The organism is Saliphagus sp. LR7, from assembly GCF_003344565.1.
Taxonomy (GTDB): Archaea; Halobacteriota; Halobacteria; order Halobacteriales; family Natrialbaceae; genus Saliphagus; species Saliphagus infecundisoli.
This window is the reverse complement of sequence record NZ_QPND01000015.1, coordinates 65285-87846: the sequence shown is the minus strand read 5'-3', so window position 1 is coordinate 87846 and position 22562 is coordinate 65285. Positions and strand designations below refer to the sequence as shown.

The 22562-nt window shown below is 57.6% G+C and carries 20 protein-coding genes and 3 pseudogenes; 8 read left to right on the top strand and 15 right to left on the bottom strand.

Features of this window, described 5'->3' with window-relative positions:
- Nucleotides 1–134: 134 nt before the first annotated feature.
- Nucleotides 135–590 (top strand): annotated as a pseudogene (locus DVH23_RS17490) (Rrf2 family transcriptional regulator); the annotation flags it as partial.
- Between the two features lie 378 nt (nucleotides 591–968).
- Here the strand turns inward: DVH23_RS17490 and DVH23_RS17485 are convergent.
- The 7 genes and pseudogenes from DVH23_RS17485 to DVH23_RS17450 all read right to left on the bottom strand — a co-directional run.
- Nucleotides 969–1772, bottom strand: coding sequence for an aldo/keto reductase (locus tag DVH23_RS17485; RefSeq protein ID WP_114578700.1), 804 nt, complete (start codon nucleotides 1770–1772; stop codon nucleotides 969–971).
- A gap of 585 nt (nucleotides 1773–2357) precedes the next feature.
- Nucleotides 2358–2765: a hypothetical protein gene (locus DVH23_RS17480; RefSeq protein ID WP_114578699.1), complete on the bottom strand. Its 408-nt coding sequence runs from the start codon at nucleotides 2763–2765 to the stop codon at nucleotides 2358–2360.
- The gene (locus DVH23_RS17475; protein WP_114578698.1) at nucleotides 2766–3026 is read right to left on the bottom strand and encodes an AbrB/MazE/SpoVT family DNA-binding domain-containing protein; all 261 of its coding nucleotides are present in this window, start codon (nucleotides 3024–3026) and stop codon (nucleotides 2766–2768) included.
- 253 nt (nucleotides 3027–3279) lie between these two features.
- Nucleotides 3280–3978 (bottom strand): DUF4386 family protein, encoded by a 699-nt coding sequence (locus DVH23_RS17470; protein WP_198667983.1) that lies wholly within the window; start codon nucleotides 3976–3978, stop codon nucleotides 3280–3282.
- Nucleotides 3979–4101: 123 nt separating this feature from the next.
- Complete coding sequence (locus DVH23_RS17465) at nucleotides 4102–4521, bottom strand: cupin domain-containing protein (protein ID WP_232833809.1); 420 nt, start codon at nucleotides 4519–4521, stop codon at nucleotides 4102–4104.
- Nucleotides 4522–4771: 250 nt separating this feature from the next.
- Nucleotides 4772–5281: a DUF1772 domain-containing protein gene (locus DVH23_RS17460; RefSeq protein ID WP_157972468.1), complete on the bottom strand. Its 510-nt coding sequence runs from the start codon at nucleotides 5279–5281 to the stop codon at nucleotides 4772–4774.
- Nucleotides 5282–6213: 932 nt separating this feature from the next.
- Nucleotides 6214–6948, bottom strand: a pseudogene (locus tag DVH23_RS17450) (IS5 family transposase); the annotation flags it as partial.
- Between the two features lie 54 nt (nucleotides 6949–7002).
- On the opposite strand from DVH23_RS17450, the pseudogene DVH23_RS17445 reads away from it, so the two are divergent.
- Nucleotides 7003–7146: pseudogene (locus DVH23_RS17445) on the top strand (IS5/IS1182 family transposase); the annotation flags it as partial.
- 430 nt (nucleotides 7147–7576) lie between these two features.
- On the opposite strand, the gene DVH23_RS17440 reads toward DVH23_RS17445, so the two are convergent.
- A complete protein-coding gene (locus DVH23_RS17440; RefSeq protein WP_114578694.1) occupies nucleotides 7577–8335 on the bottom strand; it encodes a DUF4982 domain-containing protein in 759 nt (252 codons plus the stop codon).
- A 549-nt stretch (nucleotides 8336–8884) separates the two neighbouring features.
- On the opposite strand from DVH23_RS17440, the gene DVH23_RS17435 reads away from it, so the two are divergent.
- Nucleotides 8885–12295: a PAS domain S-box protein gene (locus tag DVH23_RS17435; RefSeq protein ID WP_114578693.1), complete on the top strand. Its 3411-nt coding sequence runs from the start codon at nucleotides 8885–8887 to the stop codon at nucleotides 12293–12295.
- A gap of 440 nt (nucleotides 12296–12735) precedes the next feature.
- Here DVH23_RS17435 and DVH23_RS17430 read toward each other — a convergent pair whose 3' ends face one another.
- Entirely contained in the window at nucleotides 12736–13362 is a 627-nt protein-coding gene (locus DVH23_RS17430; protein WP_114578692.1) for an MBL fold metallo-hydrolase, read from the bottom strand.
- 31 nt (nucleotides 13363–13393) lie between these two features.
- Between DVH23_RS17430 and DVH23_RS17425 the strand changes: the two genes are divergently transcribed.
- The gene (locus DVH23_RS17425) at nucleotides 13394–14221 is read left to right on the top strand and encodes an SDR family NAD(P)-dependent oxidoreductase (protein WP_232833806.1); all 828 of its coding nucleotides are present in this window, start codon (nucleotides 13394–13396) and stop codon (nucleotides 14219–14221) included.
- A 116-nt stretch (nucleotides 14222–14337) separates the two neighbouring features.
- On the opposite strand, the gene DVH23_RS17420 is transcribed toward DVH23_RS17425, so the two are convergent.
- Nucleotides 14338–14751 (bottom strand): winged helix-turn-helix domain-containing protein, encoded by a 414-nt coding sequence (locus tag DVH23_RS17420; RefSeq protein WP_114578690.1) that lies wholly within the window; start codon nucleotides 14749–14751, stop codon nucleotides 14338–14340.
- A gap of 98 nt (nucleotides 14752–14849) precedes the next feature.
- Here DVH23_RS17420 and DVH23_RS17415 point away from each other — a divergent pair, with 98 nt between their 5' ends.
- The 3 genes from DVH23_RS17415 to DVH23_RS17405 all read left to right on the top strand — a co-directional run bounded on the left by DVH23_RS17415 (nucleotide 14850) and on the right by DVH23_RS17405 (nucleotide 16629).
- Entirely contained in the window at nucleotides 14850–15470 is a 621-nt protein-coding gene (locus tag DVH23_RS17415) for a hypothetical protein (RefSeq protein WP_114578689.1), read from the top strand.
- A 70-nt stretch (nucleotides 15471–15540) separates the two neighbouring features.
- A complete protein-coding gene (locus DVH23_RS17410; RefSeq protein ID WP_114578688.1) occupies nucleotides 15541–16215 on the top strand; it encodes an O-methyltransferase in 675 nt (224 codons plus the stop codon).
- Between the two features lie 111 nt (nucleotides 16216–16326).
- Nucleotides 16327–16629: a helix-turn-helix transcriptional regulator gene (locus DVH23_RS17405; RefSeq protein ID WP_114578687.1), complete on the top strand. Its 303-nt coding sequence runs from the start codon at nucleotides 16327–16329 to the stop codon at nucleotides 16627–16629.
- A gap of 124 nt (nucleotides 16630–16753) precedes the next feature.
- Here DVH23_RS17405 and DVH23_RS17400 read toward each other — a convergent pair whose 3' ends face one another.
- The 4 genes from DVH23_RS17400 to DVH23_RS17385 all read right to left on the bottom strand — a co-directional run bounded on the left by DVH23_RS17400 (nucleotide 16754) and on the right by DVH23_RS17385 (nucleotide 19730).
- Nucleotides 16754–17206: a nucleoside deaminase gene (locus DVH23_RS17400; protein ID WP_114578686.1), complete on the bottom strand. Its 453-nt coding sequence runs from the start codon at nucleotides 17204–17206 to the stop codon at nucleotides 16754–16756.
- A gap of 375 nt (nucleotides 17207–17581) precedes the next feature.
- Nucleotides 17582–18160 (bottom strand): PaaI family thioesterase, encoded by a 579-nt coding sequence (locus DVH23_RS17395; RefSeq protein WP_114578685.1) that lies wholly within the window; start codon nucleotides 18158–18160, stop codon nucleotides 17582–17584.
- A 2-nt stretch (nucleotides 18161–18162) separates the two neighbouring features.
- Nucleotides 18163–18705 (bottom strand): OsmC family protein, encoded by a 543-nt coding sequence (locus DVH23_RS17390; protein ID WP_114578684.1) that lies wholly within the window; start codon nucleotides 18703–18705, stop codon nucleotides 18163–18165.
- A gap of 248 nt (nucleotides 18706–18953) precedes the next feature.
- Nucleotides 18954–19730: a winged helix-turn-helix domain-containing protein gene (locus DVH23_RS17385; RefSeq protein ID WP_114578683.1), complete on the bottom strand. Its 777-nt coding sequence runs from the start codon at nucleotides 19728–19730 to the stop codon at nucleotides 18954–18956.
- A gap of 301 nt (nucleotides 19731–20031) precedes the next feature.
- Between DVH23_RS17385 and DVH23_RS17380 the strand changes: the two genes are divergently transcribed.
- Nucleotides 20032–20565, top strand: coding sequence for an Rrf2 family transcriptional regulator (locus DVH23_RS17380; protein WP_114578682.1), 534 nt, complete (start codon nucleotides 20032–20034; stop codon nucleotides 20563–20565).
- A gap of 75 nt (nucleotides 20566–20640) precedes the next feature.
- Here the strand turns inward: DVH23_RS17380 and DVH23_RS17375 are convergent, their stop codons facing one another.
- Nucleotides 20641–22197, bottom strand: a complete 1557-nt coding sequence (locus DVH23_RS17375) for an alkaline phosphatase (RefSeq protein ID WP_114578681.1) — start codon at nucleotides 22195–22197, stop codon at nucleotides 20641–20643.
- Between the last annotated feature and the right edge of the window lie 365 nt (nucleotides 22198–22562).

Here is a 22562-nt window from a genome sequence, read left to right as displayed (position 1 = left end):
CCATCAGCCGCTGTACTGCTGCACCGTCATCGACCTCCGCCAAGATCTGGCGGAGGTCTTCGGTAGAGACGTTCTCCAGATTGGCCATACGGCCATTACTGACTCGAACTCTATGAACTTTTAGCCGCCAGTATTACTCGCCCGTATCAGCTGATACTGTCGCTGAAGACGCACAGACCTCACCGAAGGCAGCTCGGAAGCATTTGAACACTCTCGCCGATGAGGGATTCGTCGGCACTACGACGGGGAAACATGGTGGGACAACCTATCAGCGGTCGTCGGAATCACTCGTCGTTGAGCAGGCAGTAGACATTCACGAACACGTCTCAACTGATGAGCTCGTCACACGCATTTCGGAGATGCGGGATCAGCTCAACACTTACCGGGAAGAATACGGTGTCGACTCACCCGAGGTGGTGGCCATTGAGCAGACAAACCAACTTCTCTCCGAGACTGACTCTGGTCAGTCAGATATCGACGCTGAGACGCTCCAGGACTGGCAGATGACGCGCCCAAATCTAGCTTTCGCGAATGCTGCACTCTCGATTGCGAACGCCGAGCGGTTTGTTGACGACGACTCACGGACAACTGGCGGAGTATTCCTGTCTAACAGATGGGGAAGAGAGATGAGACAGACGAGTCCCACTCGCTCCGAGGACCGATCAATCGGCCAGCGCTCCTCATGATTCGTACCATCATCGATAGAGAAGAACCGCTTGCAGCGTCATCACTAGATGATCACCTCAATCGGACAGTTCTGGAAGTTCCGCTCGGGATGGACTCTGTCATGCTGAATCCGCCTGTATTGATGTTCAATGGACGATCTGAGCGGACTATAAAGTTCACTACACGGACGATGATGGCGTGAACTTCCGCTGGGGGAAGCATTCTCACGACGGTGACTACATCCATGTTCCGGGTCAACGGTCCGAGAGAAATTGCCGGAGAAGAACGGACAGTGATCCGGGTCAGCGCCAAGGGGCGTCTTCTCGATTGACGAATCGCTCCGTCCGGTCGATGTCGCCAATCCGCTCAATGTCCTCGTCGTCGAGTTCCAAGTTTTGCGCCTCCCAATTGTCCCGGAGGTGATCACTTCCTGTTGCTTTCGGGATCACGACGACGTTCTCCCTCGAAAGCAGCCAGGCTAACGAAACCTGGGCGGCACTGACGCCGTGTTTGGCCGCAATATCGGTGAGGACCTCGCTTTCGAACACCTGACCGCGTGCGAGGGGAGAGTACGCGACAAGGGAATGCCCGTGACGCTGGGCGTACTCAAGTTGCTCGTCTTGCTGGAGGAACGGATGCATCTCCAACTGATGGGCGAATAGCGGGTTTTCGAGCGTCTCACGGGCCTCTTGGATCAGCTCCGGGGTGAAATTCGAGAGGCCCACGTGCTTCGCGATCCCATCGTCGATGACCCGGTCGAGTTCGGGGAGTGTTTCCTCGGCTTCGTACGATCCCAGCGGCCAGTGGATGTAGAGTAAGTCGAGATAATCGACGCCGAGCGCACTGAGGCGATTCCGGGCCGCCTCGTAGAAATTTTCGTACCCGAGACCCGGATCGTCCTCGTGGACCTTCGTCGCGAGGAATATCTCGTCGCGATCCACACTGGCTTCCCGGATCCCCTCTCTCACGTATTCTTCCGTGCCGTAAACCTGAGCGGTGTCTACGTGCTGGTAGCCCATCTCGAGCGCGAGCCGGACACTCTCGATACAGTCTTTCCGGTCGGTGTGTTCCCATGTTCCCAGACCTATCGGGGGTATCTGATCCATTGTAGAGAGGAGGTTCACGGTCGTGTAACGTTTTCTGAAAGGGGAGATATACTCCGATTATTATGGGACTCATCGCTCGATAGGTTTGCGAGGCTCTGTTGAATCGCCATCAGGCGGTGGGATTCACTTCTTCACTGCCCGCTTGATGTTATAGACGACACACATCAGTACGATTTCTCGGGACTCACGGAACCAGGACCTCGCCACACGGCGAGAATGGTCTGCGCGACGTTTGAACACGTCATCGTCGAGGCCGGACTCGACGGGGTGAGGAGACGCAGTGTGAAGATCTGAAAGGTGCAAATGTTACGCTACCCACTCAGCTGAGTGGCAGTTACCAGCCGTTCAATTCGGTCTCGATTCGGCGATGATACCGCGTTAAGTACAATCCGATGCATAGATATACCGGCATTCGCAACTCCAGGGTTGACGAAGAGTTGAGACTAGTACTCTCAATGCATGAAGCGGTCTGGAACTGGGTTCGACTGACGAATAAGGGATGCGACCTCCTAGTGCCGCCGAACGTACACGTAGCCATCTTCGATGAGATGGGGAAAACGGTTTGTGCTCCGTTGTGTCCGTATATCAGTCCCAAACGGTCTCGTAGCCGGCGCCGCGGATAACACCGTCTGTAGTGATGATCGCGTCCGTATCCTGTGCTCGGTGACTACTGACGATCAGGGCATCGTGGATGCTGAACTCGTCCACCACCTGCGCGTACTCAACCAGTTCCGCGTCGGTGACTGGTGCGACAGCGACAGGTCCGTTCCCAACCAGCGCCTGTCGAGCATCCTCCGGCGTTCCTGTAAGGGTGATGCCTCGGATGTTCTTATCGCGGGAGACCGAGTACAACACTTCAGCGAGCGCCGTGCTCGGTGCTTGGATGACCGTTTTCGCGGCTTCGGCTTCGGCAAAGATTTGGTCAGCCTTTCCTGGAAGCGCATCAACGAGGTAAACAAGGAGGGAGACGGCGTCAGCGGTGTACCTCGACATTCAGGCTTCCTCGTAGTTGTGATCTCGGCGCTTGCGGACGCGGTGCTCCAACTCTTCGGCGATCTCCTCACGTTTCCTCTCGGAGGTATCGTCGGGCACGAGCATCCCACGCCCACTGGTGCGAGTACGCTTTTTTACGACGATGCCCTCGTCTGTATCCACCCAGACGACCTCGTCACCGGGCTCTAAGTCGTATTTTTCGCGAAGGTTCTTTGGGATCGTTGTCTGTCCCTTCTCCGTGATACGTGTAGATTTGCTCATACTCAGTAATACTCATTGTATTACCTTAATCTTGCGGGAGTAGGGATCGTTTTATTGGTATGATTTGGCGGCGATTGGAATCACGATTCGTCTAAAATCGTACGCCATAGTCTCTCTATCCCTGCTGTAGTCTCATCTTCGCGCGCCCGACTGGAAGTTGCGACTCCCTGTCCCAATGCATACGCCTTGTGCATCGCTGTGCGACTTGATAACGCCACATCCATCAAAAATATAATATAATTTGAAGTGAGCACTACTTTATCGTCTGGCGACTCGCCTGCAACAGGAGAATTCCCAGTCCGACAAACCAGACAATCTGAGTCAGACCGAAGATTCCACCGCCGATCACACCGAGTGCTGGGATAGCCGAGAGGACCCCCGCCATACCGACGACGACACCGAAATAGTTCAGTACCCGGTGGAGCATGCCAGCACGTAACGCTGCCACACTCACAAGCAACGTCCAGAGGCCGCCGACGACTTCGTTGCCGCCGCCCAGCCCTTCGACGACCGGATTGATCGCTAGCCAGGCAGTCGTCGCTTGGCTTGGATCAGTAGCGTAGAGGTCAACGATCGTGGCCGTCCCAATGTTCGCAATCATACCGCTGGCGATTACGAGTCCGGCCCAGATCAACCCAAACGCGGTTGCCGCCTGCATTAGCGACGGGGCACCGGTCTTCAAACGATCGTGGAGTGCTAAGACCAGAGCAACCAGTACAATGCCGAACACCACGTAGATGAGGAGGTACATGGCGTACAGACTCGTCTGGTTCGCGACGAAGAGCTCCACCTGCTGTCGCGGGGCCGTGACGTTCGCATAGTTCAGTATGACAAGAAAATACGCGATTCCGGCGATGTAAATGGCTGCTTCGGTCAGAGCGGCGATGCCACCGACTGTCTGCAGATTCCATCTGCCCGTCTCAACCGATGGCTCGGTGCTCTCTCTCGCCACACTACTCGCTGAGGCCATTGTTCATCACAATATCTATTATAGCGCGCTGAGAGCATAACCTGAGCGGGGCCTGTCCTGAGGTCCCATGGATCCAACTACGCTCGAAGACGTACCTGACCACGCCTACGTTGGATCTCGTCCCAAAGCCCTGACAACCACGGTGAGGGCGCGAAGCATCGGGCGCTGGAGACGCCAGGGAACGCTCACCAGCCGGACATCCTCTCGATGGCGGTACAACACTGCAGCGACGCTGAGTGGATCCGGTCGACCGCCAGCACCGAGGCTGTACAGTGTCCGGATCGCGGTCTCGAACTCGCCCGGTGGTCGAAGTGTCGTGCGAACGACCAGCCGTCCCTCGTCGCCGTTGCGGATGGTGTGGGGGTCACCTGCGTCGAGGACGATCGATTCGCCGGGCAGCAGCACCGTTTCCTCGCCGCGTACGGTGACGATGGCGCGTCCGTCGAGCACTTCCGACCGTGCCTCCGACCGTGGATGGAGACGGGCCGGTCCACTGTCGATTCCGGGAGGGAGAATACCGTCCATAAGCAGATACGATCCCTGTTTATCGACGCCTCGCTCTAGGAATGTGATACGAGCCCTCGTCGACGGGTCTTCGACAGTGATCGGATAGTCGTTGCCGTCGGTTTCGGTGTCGAGCGATTGGTACGGACGGTCTGTGCCACTCTGTGGACGATTCATTCTAGTACAGAGGACCTCTGCCAGAATGGCTCTTTCGTATCCAACGTTCAATAGTCGGGAGAGGGGATCTCTCCCTATCGAACGAGAGTTCTGCTCATTCCCCGGATGAGGCGATCGCAGCGATGTACAAGGCGAACGAGACGACTGCGGCCATCGTCCGGACGTGGTTCCATCGCGCCCAGCGGGACCGAACTGTGGCCCACTCATCCGGTGGCGACCCCGGAGACCAGGTGGCGATACGGTCGTTCATCGGAATATGAATCCGCATTGTTACGAGAAACGTCCCAACAAGGTAGACGATAAGCCCTGCGAGGAACAGCTGGCTGGATAGCGTCGTCCACTGTCCTCGAACCACCACGAGAATTGCGCTGCCGACCGGCACGACGACTGTCCCGAAGAACACGATTCCGAACACGACGTTCAGCACTTTCTCGTTGATCTCCTGCATCACTGTCGTATACTCCGACGCCGAGAGCGTCCGCAGCGCTAGCACCACGCTCACCGAGTAGGCAAAGAAGAATCCAGCCATGAGCCCACCGAGGACCGCCGAAACCAGGAGTAGAACGATGACAGGCCTCCCAGAGAAGGTGTTCACTTGGAGCATTGCAAAGGTTCTCATTCGTCTTCAGACCATTCATTGGCGGGAGTGGCGTTGAGTCTGTCGCCACTCGCGCCCATGCGTGGTCGGCAACCAGTCGTATCGCGACTACTCGCGATGACCACAGGAATATCGGAACAGGAGCGGAGACAATCAATCGCATTAGGGACGACCGCTCAGAACGTTGAATAATAGCAGATAATTCCGGAGGGAGCGGGAGCTCCGACATAATTTCCCCACATGAAGAAATACAAAAACCTCAACCGTTCAGTTGCGAACGACACAAAAGGTTCACGAGTTCTGACCTTCTGAAAGACACAGGAATCTTCGTGATTAACTTCTGAGAATTGTTTCAACAGGGTAACTGGATTGGCGCGCTTACAGGGTGGTATCCGAACTGGGTCAAGCTCCAAATCAAAGCGCTATGTAATACCGTTGCCGGCATCATTGTGAAAATGACTCTGCTGAAACCCTCACTTGCAGGCAGAACTGAGCTGCTGAATACAGTGCAAGAATTCTGCGAAAAGTTCTATCCTGCAGGAACAGTGGCGATTCGATCAACACCTCTGGGTCGGGGAATCCGAGGGAACGAGAATTAGATGAGTTTGCAGAGGAGTTGCAGATCGAGCTAAGTGGGGTTGACAATCCCCGGGAACGCCTTGAGCGGTTCTTCCGATGTTACGTTGAATTTGGCGAAGAGAATGAATCCATCCAACAGGTATTCCTTCGACAGGACTACCGAGACGTTCTCGGCGACATCTCGTCCGAACAACTTTCCGAAATAGAACGGAAAGAGATGGAAGCATTGATTCCACCTATCGAAGACATTGGAACGACTGATCAAGGACGCACAGAAGATTCACCAGCAACGACCGATCCTCCAAGAGACGATCGCTACCGCTACGCAACCGAGGTGTGAGGGCTAACTAAAGACGGATGACGGTCTCGGTCATTGAGCGCTGATTGTAGCGTTGTTCGTCGATTCTGGCGTTGTGTGCGTGGTCGTACGGAGTGAAGATGCGGTGTTTGATCAGCGGTCTGATGCCAAGTTCACGGAGTCCAATGCGGAGCGCTTGCTTGTCATAGCCCTTATCGGCGGCCAGAGACCGCAGATCGCCCGCGTTCCTGCGGGCGATCTGCTCACAGAGATCTACATCGCTTCCTTCTCGAGTCGTCGAACAATTGACGTCGAGGACGGCTTGAGACTCGGTATCGACGAGTTTCGTGACTTTGAGCTTCTGAACGCGGTAGCTGATTTGCTGGCAGTACTGGCGGCTCGCAGCTGACCGTTCATAGAACGTTGCGTCGATCGCGCCGTGTTCGGACGGATCGTGGAGCTGCGCCGACTGGCGCAGCAACACTTGACAGACGCTCATGCTGATCCGGTTGAACGCTTTACACAACGTGGATGGTGAGGGGAGATCGGCCTCAGCGCGGCCGATCTCCCCGGTTATTTGTGTCATCTCTTTCAATAGGTCGATCGTCATCCGGTAGGACGCATCGAGGTAAATCCGCAGACAGTGGAGAGAAACAAGTGCGCAGTCAGCGAATCCGCCGCCCCGGAAGGTGGCGGCGGATTCGTCTCTATCGCCAGTAACGTTTTGAGCAACCGGCACAACCTCCCCGATGAAGCGGAGGTTTGGGTCATAGGCAACCGAAGTCTCACGCTTCAACTCCTTTGAATTAGCGACCGATCCCGCCGCCGTCTAGTGATTCAACAGCGCCATTCAACCCATATCGAGGCGATCCAATACAACGACGCTGCATCGTGGAACTACGACCCAACAGCTGAGGGGTACTACGGCTTCGGCTGTATGATCGTCTCGACCGGCGCAAAGATCCCAATAGAAGCGGAATTCACACAAGCAAAATAAGCGGATCAAGAGACGGGGATGAATGTCATTCTATGACACCCCCATCATAGTAAGTTATCGTCATGCGCTACGACTGTGGATGATGACTAGCGATCGACACAAAGAGATATTCCTCACTTCAGTGAGAACTATATTGACCGATTATTAGCCGAAACTATGACGAGAAAATGTCTTCTCACAGAGTGTGAAACCGGGGTCCCGTTGGGGTCGTGCCGACGATGACCTCAACGATCTCTTCAGGTTTGTACATGCCTTCAGCAAGCGGACGTCTCAACGAACTGGCTTTGTGAGGTACTGAATCTGCTTCCAATGAGTGAGAGATTATAGTGGGAGTGTTGATAGCTATCAGAGGATGAAAGATAGGGGTCCGGAATCACGGAACTCATGATATGACCCTATACTGGATATACCGAAGAGAACCCGGGTATCATCCCGGATTTTCGACGGCGACGGTCACACTATCGCCGTCTATCTTCTCGCTACGGGCCTCGATCACGAGTGAACCCGGAACGCGATCGGCGCGGACGACGACGAGGCAACTCCCTCGATACGCCGACCGGGTCTCGCCGACCCAGGACTCGTCGCTCTCGAGGTCGCCGTTGTCGATCCCGGCGAGTTCCCCTGAACCCGACACAGAGATCCGGATCTCGTGGTCGGCTCGCGGGACGCGCACCCCGTCTTCATCGGTGACGGTCGCACGGACGTAGACCAGATCTCGGCCGTCGGCCGCGATCACCTCGCGGTCGGCCTCGAGCTCGACCCGTACCGGCTCGCCCGCAGTCGTCAGCTCGTGGTCGTCGACGACCTCGCCGCCGTTTTTCGCGACGGCGCGTAGCGTCCCCGACTCGTAGGGGACGTACCACTCCATCGGTCGGGCCTCGTACTCGTCCGAGCGCTGTTCGCCCAATAGATCTCCGTTCTGGTAGAGCTCGACTGACTCCGCGTTGGTAAACGTAAAGACGTTGACGAAGCCGCGGGTGTCCTCGCGGTCGGGGAAGTTCCAGTGGGCCGATAGCGGCGGCCAACTCCAGGGCGGCCGGGTCGCGGGCCGATCGCGCTCGTGGTCGACGGCGGCGGCGAAGACCGTCGGCTCCTCGGACCAGACGGCTTGGTGGAAGCGTCCCGAGGGCTTGATCTCGAGGGTCGTATGCTTGGACCACCCCACGGTCGATGTCGACAGTGCCACTCTCGATCTGGCCTTTCGCTTCGATCGCGATCAATGGCGGCTGCCCGCCAGTCTGAGAGTTGGCGAGCAGGTCTGACTCGAGGCGGCGAACGCCGACGAGGTCCGGATAGCCCGATCCCAACTGGACGTGGTTGAACGGTGCAAGCTGGTCACGAACGTCCTGTGGGATCGGATGGCCCGGGAGCCACTCGTCCATTGCGAACTGTGTATCGGAGACCGCGTAGGTACTCGACACCGCACCGTCAGGAAAAAGGCGTCGCTTGGTATGAGCGAGCACGTGTGGTTCCGTAAGCGACGCTGTGGCCATGCTTCGTGGTTCGGACCAACTCCCATGAAAGTGTCGCGCGAATAGACGTCAGGAGAGCATGCACCGGGGTTGTCTCTCACGAGAGGCCCAGAGATTCCACAGGAATTCATCATCTACGTCCACAATACCGCATGTGTCTAGTCCTTCCGTAACATTTCCCGTCCCAGTTCTCGGTCATCCGACGGGGGTATTTATGTCACTCCGAAGGAGATTCCAGACAAGTCACAGCGGTGACCCCCTTCATGAAAGATACGGCAACCGTCCTTTTCATCAACGATGATCCCGGCGTAGCCGACACTGCAGCCGCATGCGTCGAGCGCGCGAGTGATGCCCTCGTGACCACGACCGCGACGACCCAGGAAGCGGCACTTGCACTGGTGGAGGAGACCGACATCGACTGCATCGTCAGTGGTCATAACGCGCCTATGATGAACGGACTGGCGCTGTATGAAGCGGTGGCCGAGCGCGAGTCCGGAATCCCCTTCATTTTATTCACCGAGGAAGAACGCGTGGACATCGCTAGCGAGGCTCTTTCGCTAGGCATCACTGACTATCTCCACAGGGAGGCCGACACTGAGCAGTACGAGGTACTTGCAAACCGAGTCGAAAACGCAATCGAAGCTCGCCGCACCGAGCAGCGCCTCGAACGCTACGAACGACTGGTCGAGACCGTCGATGACGCCCTCTATACGGTTGATAGCGAGGGGCAGTTCACCTTCGTCAACGACTCGTTTGTGGCCCTGACCGGCTACGAGCGAGACGAACTGCTCGACAGCGATGTCTCGATCCTCAAGAACACCGATACCGTTGAGCTCTTCGAGACCAGCGTTCGCGAGCTGCTACGAGGTGATCACAACGAAACCTATCTCGAGTTCGACCTCTGGACCGCCGATGGCGAGCGCGTCCCGTGCGAGGATCATATGGTACTGCGAACCGACAACGGGACCTATGCAGGCGTGTCAGGTGTTATCCGGGATATTACTGACCGCAAGGAGCACGAACGTGACCTCGAACGTTACGAGACGGCCGTTGAGGCCGCCCCGGTGGGCGTATACGTACTCGACGCTGAAGGGACGATCAGTTGGTGTAACGAGCGCGCAGGCGCGCTCGTCGGTCACAGCGTTGCGGACCTCACCGGAGACCCGTTCGTTTCGTTGATTGAAGAAGGGATCGTTCCCGAGACTGCCATCGCCAACTACGAAGCAGTATTGAGCGACCTGTTATCCGGGGAATCAGACCGGACCACCGGCCAGTACGACATCGCCGTCACGCCTCCCGAACTGAGCGAACGAACTCTGCGGATTCACATCTCGCTGCTCCCATACGACGAGGAGTTCCGAGGGGCCGTCCTCGTGTCCGAAGACATCACCGAGCGCAGGCAGCGCGAACGCGAACGCGAGCGTCAACACGATCGGCTGAGTGCGCTGTTCGAGAACATCTCGGATGCAGTATACCGATACGAATACGACGGCGAAGAAGGACGGATCCAGGCTGTCAACCCGGCGTTTGAATCGATCTTCGGGTATGACGAGGCGGAGGTCGTGGGCGATCGGATCTCCGAGGCGATCGTTCCTGCTGACTCTATGGCGGAGTATCGCGATATTGCGGCACAAGCGGAGGCGGGTGATCCCGTCAACGTGGAGATCGAGCGCGAGACCGCGACCGGGAGGCGTACCTTCCTCCTGCGAAACGCCTCGATAACTGAGGCGGGTGAAGATGACCCGATCGCAGGCTACGCGATCTACACCGACATCACTGAGCGCAAGCAACGCGAGGAGCGGTTGGCAACCCAGGCTGCGGCGATGGACACCTCGATCGACGGGATCGTTATCATCGACGACGAGGGCGAGTTCGCGTACGTCAACGAGGCCTATGCCGCGATGCACGACTACGACGAGCCCGACGACCTCATCGGCCGGCCGTGGCGGACGTTGTACCCCGAGGAGGAACGCGAACGCATCGAAGACGAAATCCTGCCGGCGTTCGGGCCGAACGACTCCTGGCGCGGGGAGGCGGTCGGTCGGCGCGCCGACGGCACGACGTTTCCTCACGAACTCTCGATCACGAGGGTCGACGAGAACCGGATGGTGGGGGTCGTTCGGGACATCACCGATCGAAAGGAGCGAAAGCGTGCCCTCGAACACGAACGCGAGCGCTTTGCCACCCTCTTCAGGAGTATCCCCGATCCGACGGTCCTCGTCGACCATGCGGAAGGCGAACTGATTGTCGAGTCGATCAACGACGCGTTCGAAGCCACCTTCGGTTATTCCACGGAGACAGCGGTCGGCAAGTCACTGAACGATCTCGTGGTGCCACCCGACAAGCGCGAGGAAGCAGCGGCCATTGACGGCGCCGTGACTGGGGGCGAACAGATCGTCCGGGAGCTCACCCGTCGAACGGCCGACGGGGAGAAACGCGAGTTCCTCTTCCGGAACGCGACGCTGGACGGCGAGGCTTCCGAGTCCTTTGGGGTCTACACGGATATCACGACACAGAAGCGTCGCGAGCGCGTGCTCGCCGACCTCCACGAGTGGACCCGGAGGATGATGGACGCTACAGAGCCCGCTGCCGTCGCCTCGATCGCGGTTGAGGCCGCCGAACGCGTGCTCGATCTCTCGGTGTGTGCGCTCTGGTTGTACGACGAGGACACCGGGACTCTCCGTCCGACGGCGATGACCGACGACAGCGACGCGATGATCGGAAACCTACCGACCTACGAGCCGGGCAACAGCCTCTCGTGGGATGCGTTCGTCAACGACGACGCACGCACATACAACGACGTCAGCGAGGCAGATGTCTACAACCCCGAGACGTCGATCCGGTCGGAAATGATCCTCCCGCTTGGCGAGTATGGTGTGATGAACGTTGGCACCACCACCGTCGGTGAGTTCGACGACACCGACGAGGCGCTCGCGCGACTGCTCGCTACCAATGTGGAGGCTGCGCTCGAGCGTGCCGAACGCGAACGCGAGCGAGCGGCCCAGCGTCAGCTCCTTGAGCAACAAAACGACCGATTGGAGGAGTTCGCGAGCACGGTCAGTCACGACCTGCGCAACCCGCTGAATGTGGCGAGCGGCCGGCTTGAGCTTCTGAGAGAGGAGACTAATAACCAGCACGTCCAGCCCATCGTCGATGCCCTCGACCGCATGGACGACCTGATCGAGGAGTGTCTCATGTTTGCCCGGCAGGGTCAACTAGTGACCGATCCGACCCAGGTCGATATCGAGAACGTCGCCGAACGCGCGTGGCAGACCGTCGATACCGAGGACACTACTCTGACCGTCGATGATCTCCGAACCGTCAAAGCCGACGAAGAGCGGCTTCGAACACTCTTCGAGAACCTCTTTCACAATGCGATTAAACACGGTGGCGCCACGGCGGTCCGGATTGGTCCACTCGAGGACGGGTCAGGATTTTATGTCGCCGACGACGGATCGGGGATCCCCGAGTCCGAACACGAGACGGTGTTCGATCGCGGGTACTCTACAAGTGAAACCGGAACTGGGCTTGGACTGTCGATCGTCGAGGCGATCGCAGACGCTCACGGGTGGGAGATCGTGCTCGCTGCGGGGAGTGAAACTGGGTCCCGTTTTGAAGTCCGTGTCACAACGCCCCGGAGTGGGTACAACCAGTTCGGCTACCAGACTGACTAACAGGGAGCGGAAATTTCTAAACAGGAAGCCCCACCCTCAAGCGCGAGCCGTCAAGCGAGCGATAGGGTGGGGTAGTTCACGAAGGCCCTGAGTCGTTGGTCCGTTCAGATGCGCTGTGAGACCTTTTTTGCGATCGTGAGTGCGCCTTAATCCCATGCGACACGGTGGTCGAGTCCTGTGTCGTCGGCTGTCGCATCGCCTTCGTAATTCTCCAGACTCCTATCGCCCCATCTCTGAGGCGACAGGATACCGGACGAGAGAGTGGCTTACCTGCCCGAGCACCCCTTCTTGGTCACTGAGCTAGCAAAACTACCTCCGCACGGCGGAGACAAGAATCCCCGTCGGCGTTTTCTGGCTCAGAAAACACCGCTCAGTAATCCGATCGATACGTTAGGGGGAGGAAGGATGAGGTAGAAGAATCCCCACTAAGAGAAGGCAGGTTACGGCTTACTAGGGAAGTTGACGTACCGATCGAGTTTCGAGCGGGCGTTCTCGGTGACCGACGAACCGTGATAGACGAGGCCAACCTCGAACTCGTACTCTAGCAATCGCTCGAGGCTTGCCTCAGCCTCGTTGAGGTTCTGAGAGTAGACAGCAGGTGGAAGATGGAAGTACCCGGCAGGTAGTCCACGTTGATCGGCTCCCGAGACGGCATCACCCATCACCGCGATACCCGCATCCTCGTCGATCAGCGCGTGGTTATCCGCCTCGTGCCCCGGAGCATGGACTGCAGTGAACTGTCCGATCTGATCACCGTCACCGTACCGGTGATCCGGATCGTAGTCCGTTTCAAGGTCGGTTTGCTCGGGAACCCAGGTTTCGAGTTCGTACTGCTCAACGAGCGCGTCGAATCCACCGATATGGTCGCCATCGCCATGGGTGATGATCAGCCGCTCGGGCTCAGTTCCGATTTCTCTGAGTCCCTCATGCACCGCATCCGTCGTCTGAGCAAGCCCGGTATCGAACAAGGTTGGGACACCCCTCGTGCAGAGAAAGACCCGGTATCGCTTCTCTGCGTCCCCGCCACACGTGATGTCGTAGACGTCGTCGACCAGTTCAGTTGGCATACCGTTCTCGACGAGTATCGGACGGAAAAAGATGGCTGGACCTTCGAGCCTGCTGGTTCATCCTGGTGATTTTTCTCGATGGGCCACGAGAGGATATCACATGGTCTCAATAGCTGACAGCGTTGTCGTAATTACCGGCGGTGCATCGGGAATGGGGCGGTCGATGGCACACGAATTCGCTGACGATGGGGCATCCGTCGTCCTCGTTGACGTCGACGAGGATGGCCTCGACGAGGTCACAGATGAGATCGAAGCTAACGGAGGTGAGGCAATTGGTGTTGTTGGGGACGTCTCCGACCCCGACAGTATGGAGAATGTCGTCGAACGAGCGACTGACGAGTACGACACGATCGACGTGCTCTGTAACAATGCCGGGATCCTCGACGATTACACGCCGGCCGGGGAGGCGTCCGAGGACCTCTGGGATCGCGTCATCGACATCAATCTCAAAGGCGTCTTCCTCCTCACGAAAGAAGCACTGCCGATACTCACCGAGGGCGACGACGAAGGTGTCGTGATCAATACGGCGTCGATCGCCGGCAAGGTCGCTGGCGGTGGCGGCGCCGCCTACACATCCTCGAAGCACGGTGTGATCGGGTTCACCAAACAGTTGTCGTACGACTACGGGCCTGAGATCCGTGCAAATGCTGTCTGTCCAGGATTCATTGAGACGGGAATGACCGAAGAGATGATCGAGGAGACGCCCGACGAGATCAACGAAATCGTTCAATCGACACCAGCCGAACGGTACGCTGACCCGGACGAAGTCGCACGAGTCGTGCGGTTTCTCGCCAGCGATGACGCCTCGTTCATGCACGGCACCGCTGTTGACGTTGATGGTGGGTGGCTCGTGGACTGAGATAATACGCTCCCCCGTGCATCGCTGAGATATTCCCACTATTGTAGAGACCTCAGACGACGATGACCGCAGAGACGACGGCGACGAGAGCGAGAAATCCCACTAGTGTAGAGATTTCAGTGGGATCCGGAGCTATTGTACATCTCTTCGAACGCCTGCTCGCCACGGATTAACTCGTCGACACCGTCGGTGAGCGTTACCTCCCCGAATACAGTGGCCCGATAATACGTGTACAACCCGTCTTGCCCCCGTTCCGTGCGCTGGCGCTTCTCGACGAGGCCGACGTCAACGAGTTTGTTGAGGTGGTAATGGAGCGTGCTATCGTCGATCTCGATCGCGCCCTCGAGTTCTTTCGGACTCATCTCACCGCTATGGACGAGCCGATAGAGGATTTCGTACCGGGTTCGGTGGCCGACAGCCGCATGCATATCAAGGTATTCCTCGAGAGTGAGGACGCTCTCCGCTGGCAGCAGGTCTGCGGGATCGTCTGGGGAATCGTCGCCGACAAACCGCGTTTGATCTGTCGCCATCGTGAGTTACACTACGAGTCGGAGACGCTTAGTCGTTGTCAAGCCGAGAGTTCTCAAAAATATCCTGTTTTATATACTCTCGTTGGATACGAGTCGCCATGACTGTCGAGATCACGCGCGAGCAGATCACCGACCGGCTTGGGGGCGTGACATATGACCGTTTTCTCTTCTATCTGATGGGGCCGTACAAGTCGTTTAACCTTAACTACGTACTCAGCGAGGAGAAACGCCAGAAGATCGACATCGAGGATCTTCCCGGTCCCTTACGCCGTCTCTTTCGGAACAAGGATGATATCAATTCGGCGCAGGCGTTCTTGCGACGGGTACAAGGGGAACTCCGGACCGATCCAGGGGTGAACGCGTTTCTCGCACTTGACGTAGACATCGATACTGACGACATCGATGCTGCGACTCAGAGTATCGAATATACCCGGTGTAGCAACGCGACGGCGTTCGTGGTACCGTTTCTCGGCCATAACTTCGGCGTCGGCGAAGAGGCTGGCAGTATCCTCGAAAACCTAGCGGATACACATGGAGAGCGATTGGTGTTCGTCCACGAGGATACCGTAACGAGTGCGATGATTCGGTCGGCGTCAGTCCGGTGGGATCTGCGAGTCGAGACATACAACACCGAGGATGAACTCGTTGCCTCTCTTCGGCGATTCGCCGGCGGGATTATGCACCGCGAACGACGCGGAGAACTCTCTCGGCTGGATTAACCGGATGGGGACACCACATCGAGGGGAGTCCAACTCTCTTATATCGGCTAGCGCCATATCGACGCAGTCGATGTCGATGTTACACACCGATGACGTTAATGAGATTCTCACACTCATGAATCCGGGAGACGATCCAGTCCTCGAATGCATGGAAGATCAGGCCAACCGCGAGGAGTTTCCTACAGTCGGACACGAGGTTGGAGCGTTCTTCCGGCTCTGTGCCCGACTCATGGACGCGGAGTCAGTCTTCGAGTTCGGCTCGAGATTCGGCTATTCGGCGTACTGGATGGCGCCTGCAATCGGACCGGCAGGGCGGATCGTTCTCACGGAAGTAGACGAGGAGGAACTCGACCAAGCACGTACGTACTTTGAGCAGGGTGGCTACGCTGATCGGGCGGTCTTCGAGCGCGGAGATGCCCTCGAGATTGTCGATCGATACGATGGCCCGTTTGATCTCGTCCATCTCGACCACGAGAACGAGCGGTATCTCGCCGGGTTCGAGACCGTACGTGAGAAGGTCTCTCAGGGCGGGATGATTGTCGCCGATAACGTCCTTCATTCGGGGGATGCAATGTCCCCTGCTGACCTGCGAGCCGTACTGGACGGACCACACTCTCCTGAGGAGGGGTCATCGCTTGCAGGGATCGCTGAGTACTACACTCATGTTATCGACGATCCGGAGTTCGAAACAAGCGTTGTTCCGGTCGGTGAGGGTATCTTTGTTTCCGTGCGAACGGAAGCGTAACTGGCGACCAGCACTGGGGGAGACAAGTCAGTCCTTTCCCAGCAAATACTATAGGATGATTTGGACATTTTCGCAAGAGATAGATGTGATTAGTACCCTAACCATTTCTGTATGACACAGTTCAGTGACGAATTCAACCGAGGACTGGAGGGGGTTCGCGAGGTCGAGCGTGACCTCTTGTATATCATGGCGGGCTGTGATGGGACGTCCGGCCAAGCCATCGAGACGGCCTTGCAGGAGTATTACGACGAGGAGATCAACCATGGACGGCTATATCCGAACCTCGACCGGCTCGTTGAGAAGGGTCTCGTATCCCGAGGGACGATCGACGGGCGGACGAACGCCTATCAGCTCACCGATGCTGGCCGGAAGGCAATTCGGGCCCACAACGAATGGAAACACCAGCACGTCTAAACAAGGGAGACACTCCAGGGGGGGTACCCAGGGGTGAGCCCTGTCTTCGCTGTCATGCTGATTGGCGGGCGTGAATGTCGGTGGGATCGTCGTAGGAAATGTTCTTTCGCTCTTTCATCACTATCTACTTGTAGAACTCCTCATGGATGCGTATTCCTTCGGTTTCGAGAACGGGGCCGTCAATCTCCGTGGTCCCTCCTTTGCGTCGGATCACGTCTCTACAGGAAATTCCGCTTGCTTCCTCCTGTACATCGGCAAGTGCCTCTCCTGAGACGCTGTAGACGACCCGATTCAACCCAGCATAGTGAATCGCAGTCGCACACATCTCGCATGGTTCGGTGCTGGTATACATCGTACAGTTGGCGAGGTCGTCGGGATCGAGTTCGCGAGCCGCCCATCGTGCGAGTTTCAACTCGGGATGGGCGGTGATGTCGTTCTCGGTCATCGTGGTGTTTTTCGACCGCCTGACGACGGTATCACCGACAACGAGCAACGATCCGAACGGAGTGTTCCCGTCAGAAGCCGCCTCGCGTGCCAGTCCGATCGCGTCACGAATATACTCCTCATCCGTGTTCATACAGTCACTTTCTGCGTCGGCACTTAGTGTTCAGTGCCGGTGTCTGACGTAAATTTGAGCCCAGGCCTCGCCCTGGTACGGACCGTGTGCCTCAGATGGAGCGCCCATCGATGGTCAGCGTCACCACATGCCCACTGTTCCAATGAGGAGCGCATAGATCCGCAAGTTATCGCTGGGGAATCGGCGTACCCGAGAACCCCCACGGTGCATGATTTTCTGTGAAACCCCTTCACTCTATGAAATCGAACCCGATGGCGAGTGAGTTTACAATGCGAGTGCGAAGGGACGTCCTCGCCAGCCGTGAACGGTGGGATTCACCCGGTTTCGAGAGACAGGAATTCTCGGAAGGATTCACAGGGTCTGGCCAGATGCGACCTATCCATCACCGAGTGTCATACAGGTACCCGAGAGTTTCGCGACGAGTTCGTCGTCCTCGTTCGTCACCTCGCTTTCGGCCATCCCGATGGTGTGACCCCGGTGAATGACGCGACCGATCGCCACGAGCCGGCCGGTCCGCACCGGCCGCAAAAAGTTGACTCGCAGATCGACCGTCGTGAACATCTGGCTGTCCTCGAGCGTGCTCATGAAAGCCGTGCTGAGGGCGGCATCCCCGATGTCGCACAGTACGCCACCGTGCATGGTACCCATCGGATTGGCGTGCTCGGCCCCGACCTCCATCCGCCACCGCGATTCACCGTCTCCCATCGATTCGAGTTCGATCCCCAGCACGCTGCCCAGCGGCCACGTCGGGTACGTGTCGTCGGCCAGCTTCGCAAATCCCTTCGGGCCGTGAAATCCCTCTTCTCGAGTGTAGGCGATTGCCTCCGCCAACTCGACGCGATCCATAGCTGCTTCGTGGAGGAAATCGGCGGGCGTGTCGGTAACGGTCGACAGACGCTCGTACGCTTCCTGGTCGAATTTGACTTCGACAGTGGGGTCAGCTTTGGTCGACATAATCAGTGGCCCATGTCGACCGTCGTCTCCACCGGGACGCCGGAGGTCAAGGTCTGGAGGTTCACGCAGCTGTATTCCGCGGCTTCGATCAGCTGCTCCACGAGTTCGGGATCCGTCCCGTCTTCAGCCCGGATGTCGACGTGGCACTCCATCGATTGGAAGCCCACGGGAACGTCCTCTTCGATGACCAGCGTGCCGCGGACGTCGACGTCGGCGGTGACTTCGACTTCGAGGTGGTCCAGCGTCACGCCGAGTCGGCCGGCGATGATACGTATCGTCGAATCCAGGCAGGCTGCGAGGGCAGCACAGAGGACGTCCCCCGGATTCGGAGCGTCGTGAAAGCCGCTGACCGCCTGGTGGATGCCGAACTCCCAGGCGACGCCGTAATCTTGACTTCCCGGTTCGAGGGTTCCGTGGAACGGGTCCACGTCAATGCCGCCGGTCGCGACCGACCGGTCAGTGATCTTAGCCTCGTCGGGCGCCTCCTCGTACCGGTCGTACAGCGGCATGTGGCGCTCGCGTACGTCGACCGTTTCCCGAATCACGAGGATTCACCCCGGGTTTGTTTGCCGGTTTTCATAACCAGTGTATTGGACGGTGCAAGGATGCAAATACCTATTCGGTGAATCTTACACGACCCCAGTGGACGATACAGGCCGTGCCGTGGTTTCACGCCGTGAATCCGCTCGGCCCGGCCTCGTACGCAGCGTCGGACGGTGAGAAGTCTGCATCAAAAAAATGGAACGACTCGGTCCGGCCGGTTGAACGAGTGGTTTGACTCGGAACAGTATTGTTACGAGGTAATGCACCTCGCCTCCCGACGGTACGACTCGAACGTGGATTCCGCCCACGCGCATGCTTCGGGTGCGTCGGTGTCCACGTACACCTGCAAGACTCCGCTGTCGGCGTCGTAGCCGCCGATTCCAATGCGGTCGTCAAATATCAGGACTCTGCACAGGGGTATGTCATCGTGTAGCCAGAGCGTGAACGAATCGCTCTCGAGCACTTCGCTTGCTTTCTGCGGGTACGTCGACGCGATGTTCTCTGAAACCGTCGGTGGAAAGATGATTTTGGTGTCCATTCCGTCGATGACCTGGTGGTAGAGCTCCTCGAAGTGGTGTGGCGCCGTCAGTGCGGCGTCGAACCCGCGGAGCTGATCCGTCTCCCGGTACAGCGAGGCACAACGGTTCGCCGGTCCGTAGGGGTCGCCGGGTTCAACGACCGTCACGACACCGTCGGCGACCATCTCAAGCGTAAAACCGTTCATCTCGCTCGGCAGCCACTGCCAGATATCGCGGAGACGTCGCTCCGTGTCCATCCGGTCGAAGAAGGTCATGAAATGTTCCGCGACATAGGCACCGGGTTTCGTCAACTCGTATTCGTGACCGTCCCGGAGGACCCATCCCCGCTCCTCGAAGTCTCCCAAGATGCGCCCGACAGTCGGCGCGGAGGCGCAGGTCGTCGCTTGTAGCTCGTCTCGGTCACAGGGTCCCTCACGTAATGCGGTCAGCGCGTCGACTCGATTTTCTGAATCCACGAGAAATCTAATGTCGTCGAGGGCGGACCCCATGCTATTATTTCACACGCCTCCGTATTAGGTCCCGGGGTGCGCCGACGAATTCGCTGCCGGCGGAGGTAGAGTCGGTGCAGTGACCGATATGGATTCTATCTGTGCGTTCAAGATGACACACTCCCCGAAGGCATCACGAGGCGAGCTCCGATGTGTCAGCCCGGCCTATCACTAGTTCTCACTACACAGTCTGACGGAGATAACTTCCAGAGGAGTAGCCGATTGAACTCACCAGCAGTACTCAGTTCCCATTGAGTGGCCAACCCACTGGATTTAAGAAAATCAATTGCGAAGAATTCCTATGTCATCAATCGACCTTACGTCGAGCCAGAAGAACATTTTGCGTACCCTGACGAATCTCCACAAGGACTCGGAGGACACGATCAAAGGCGAGGAGATCGCCGAACAGGTCGACCGCAACCCGGGGACGATTCGTAACCAGATGCAGAGCCTGAAAGCCCTCCAGCTTGTCGAGGGCGTTCCCGGACCAAAGGGTGGATACAAGCCGACGGCGACAGCCTACGAGGCCCTGGAGATCCAGCAGATGGACGACCCGGCGTCAGTCCCGCTTACACACGAGGGCGAGGACGTCGAGGGCGTCATCATCGAGGAGATTGACTTCTCGAGCGTTCACCACCCCGTGCTCTGCCGGGCGGAAGTCCACATCCAGGGCTCGATTGACGAGTTTCATGAGGACGATGCCGTCACCGTGGGCCCGACACCGCTCTCGAAGCTCCGTATCGAGGGGCGCGTCGATGGGAAAGACGACACGGACAACATCCTCATCCTCCAGATCGACGACATGGTCGCTCCGGCCGGAGAGCCCACTCACTGAGCGGCTGACTGTCTCGTCCGTTTCCTCATGTCCACCAAGGACGACATCTAATCAGCGTCAGTCGTTACGAGGCTATTATCCGTACTGATTCGGATCAAATTCTTTAGAGTACAGCGACTCTCCCTCGCGATTTTTTAACGTGACGGTCAGTGCCTCCGTGTCAGCGTTGATGTCGACCTGCCCGAAAAACTGGAGCCCCGCACTGGGAGGAAGGTTCGCCTCGCCTTCCGGCGGTGAGTTTTCGTACACTACTTTCGGGCCGAAGGTGTTGTCCAGCTCGTTTGGCCCGAACGTCCCCGCATGCAGTGGTCCCGAAACGAACTCCCAGAAGGGATTGAACTCGGAGAATTGCGCCCGGTCGGGATGGTAGTGGTGCGCTGCCGTGTAGTGGACGTCGGCGGTGAACCAAACGACGTTATAGAGATCCTCATCGTGAAGAAACGAAAGTAACTCGGCGATTTCGAACTCACGCCCGCGTGGCGCACCGTCTGCATTCCCGATTCCCTCGAAGACGTCACCATCGGGAATGAGAAGCCCGATTGGCATATCCGAGGCAATCACCTTCCAGGTCGCATCCGAGTCGGCTAAGGACGCTTTCAGCCATTCGAGTTGTTCTTCCCCGAGTATTGCTGTCTCCGAACTCCGCTCTTCATCCAGTGTCGCAATGTTCGGTCCACGGTAACTGCGGAGGTCAAGCCGGAACACATCGACTGACGGTCCGTAATCAAACGTATCGTAGTGCTCATCCCGTGCAGCGTGGTGCGAGCCCGAGCGAACTGGCATGAACTCCAGAAACGCCCGCTGACCGCGAGCTGCGAGTAAGTCGACGCTTTTGACGTCATGGGGGTCTTCAGGAAGGATCTCGCCAGGATACCAGTTGTTCGTAACCTCGTGATCGTCCCACTGAGCGATCATCGGCACGTCGGCGACAAACTCCCTGTAGTACTCGTCAAGGAAGTTATAGAGATAGTTACCACGGAACTCAGCGAGTGTATCGGCGACGTCCGCTTTGGAATCCGTGACGATATTGGTCCAGCTCTTGCCGTTGTCAAGTTCGACCGTCTTCTGGAGTGGGCCATCAGCGTAGATGGCATCGCCCGAGTGGATGAAGAAGTCAGGCTCAAGATCAGCCATTGTTTCGAAAATTTTCATTCCGCCGCGCTCGGGGTCAATTCCCCAACCCTGGCCGGCGACGTCCCCGCCCCAAAGAAATCGAAGATCTTCAGCCTGATCTGATTCTTCAGGTGGCGTGCGAAAGGACCCACTGACGGCATCGGTGAACGAGTCAGATTCGTTTAGACGATCGAATAAGACACGATAGAACACGTGCTCACCTCGGGGAAGCCCCTTGAGATCGACTCGTGCCGTGTAGTTCGTCACAGAGAGCGCAGCCGGACCTCGTACCGTCCGGACGTCACTGAACGCCTCGTCGGTAGCGATCTCGACGTACAGTCGAGCGGGACAGTTAGCCCGCCCCCAAATAATCGCCCGATTCCCATCAAGATCCCCGAGTTGGACGAGAATTGAGCCGGGATCCTCAACTCCCGACCGGGCCTCCAGATCTTCTACGGACTCGTTGGTTGCGCGCCCGGGTGTCGCATTGTTGAGGGACGCAACCGTTGTCCCAGCCATTCCTACTGTCGACAGCATCCGTCGTCGAGTAAGATGTACAGTCACGGCGGATGGGAATCGCACTAATTGCTATTTCAGGATTTATAATAGGTATATCCATGTCCATGAGGGCTATGTATGCAGTCGGACCCATCTATTCCTCGGAAAGGAACAGGAGAATTGGGAGCGGGGCTCGGCCGGCACTAGGGCCTAGTCAAGGTTATCATCCAACGAGGAATTGCCAGACCATCTCATAAGTGCCTTGAGGGCCAAGGGAGACTCTTGGTGATTGTGACCCCTTTCGAGCCCAGGGTACGGGATTCGGACGTGACTGTCGGCTGCATCGGCATCCCGAACCTTGTACAATAAGCGAACAATTTACGGGC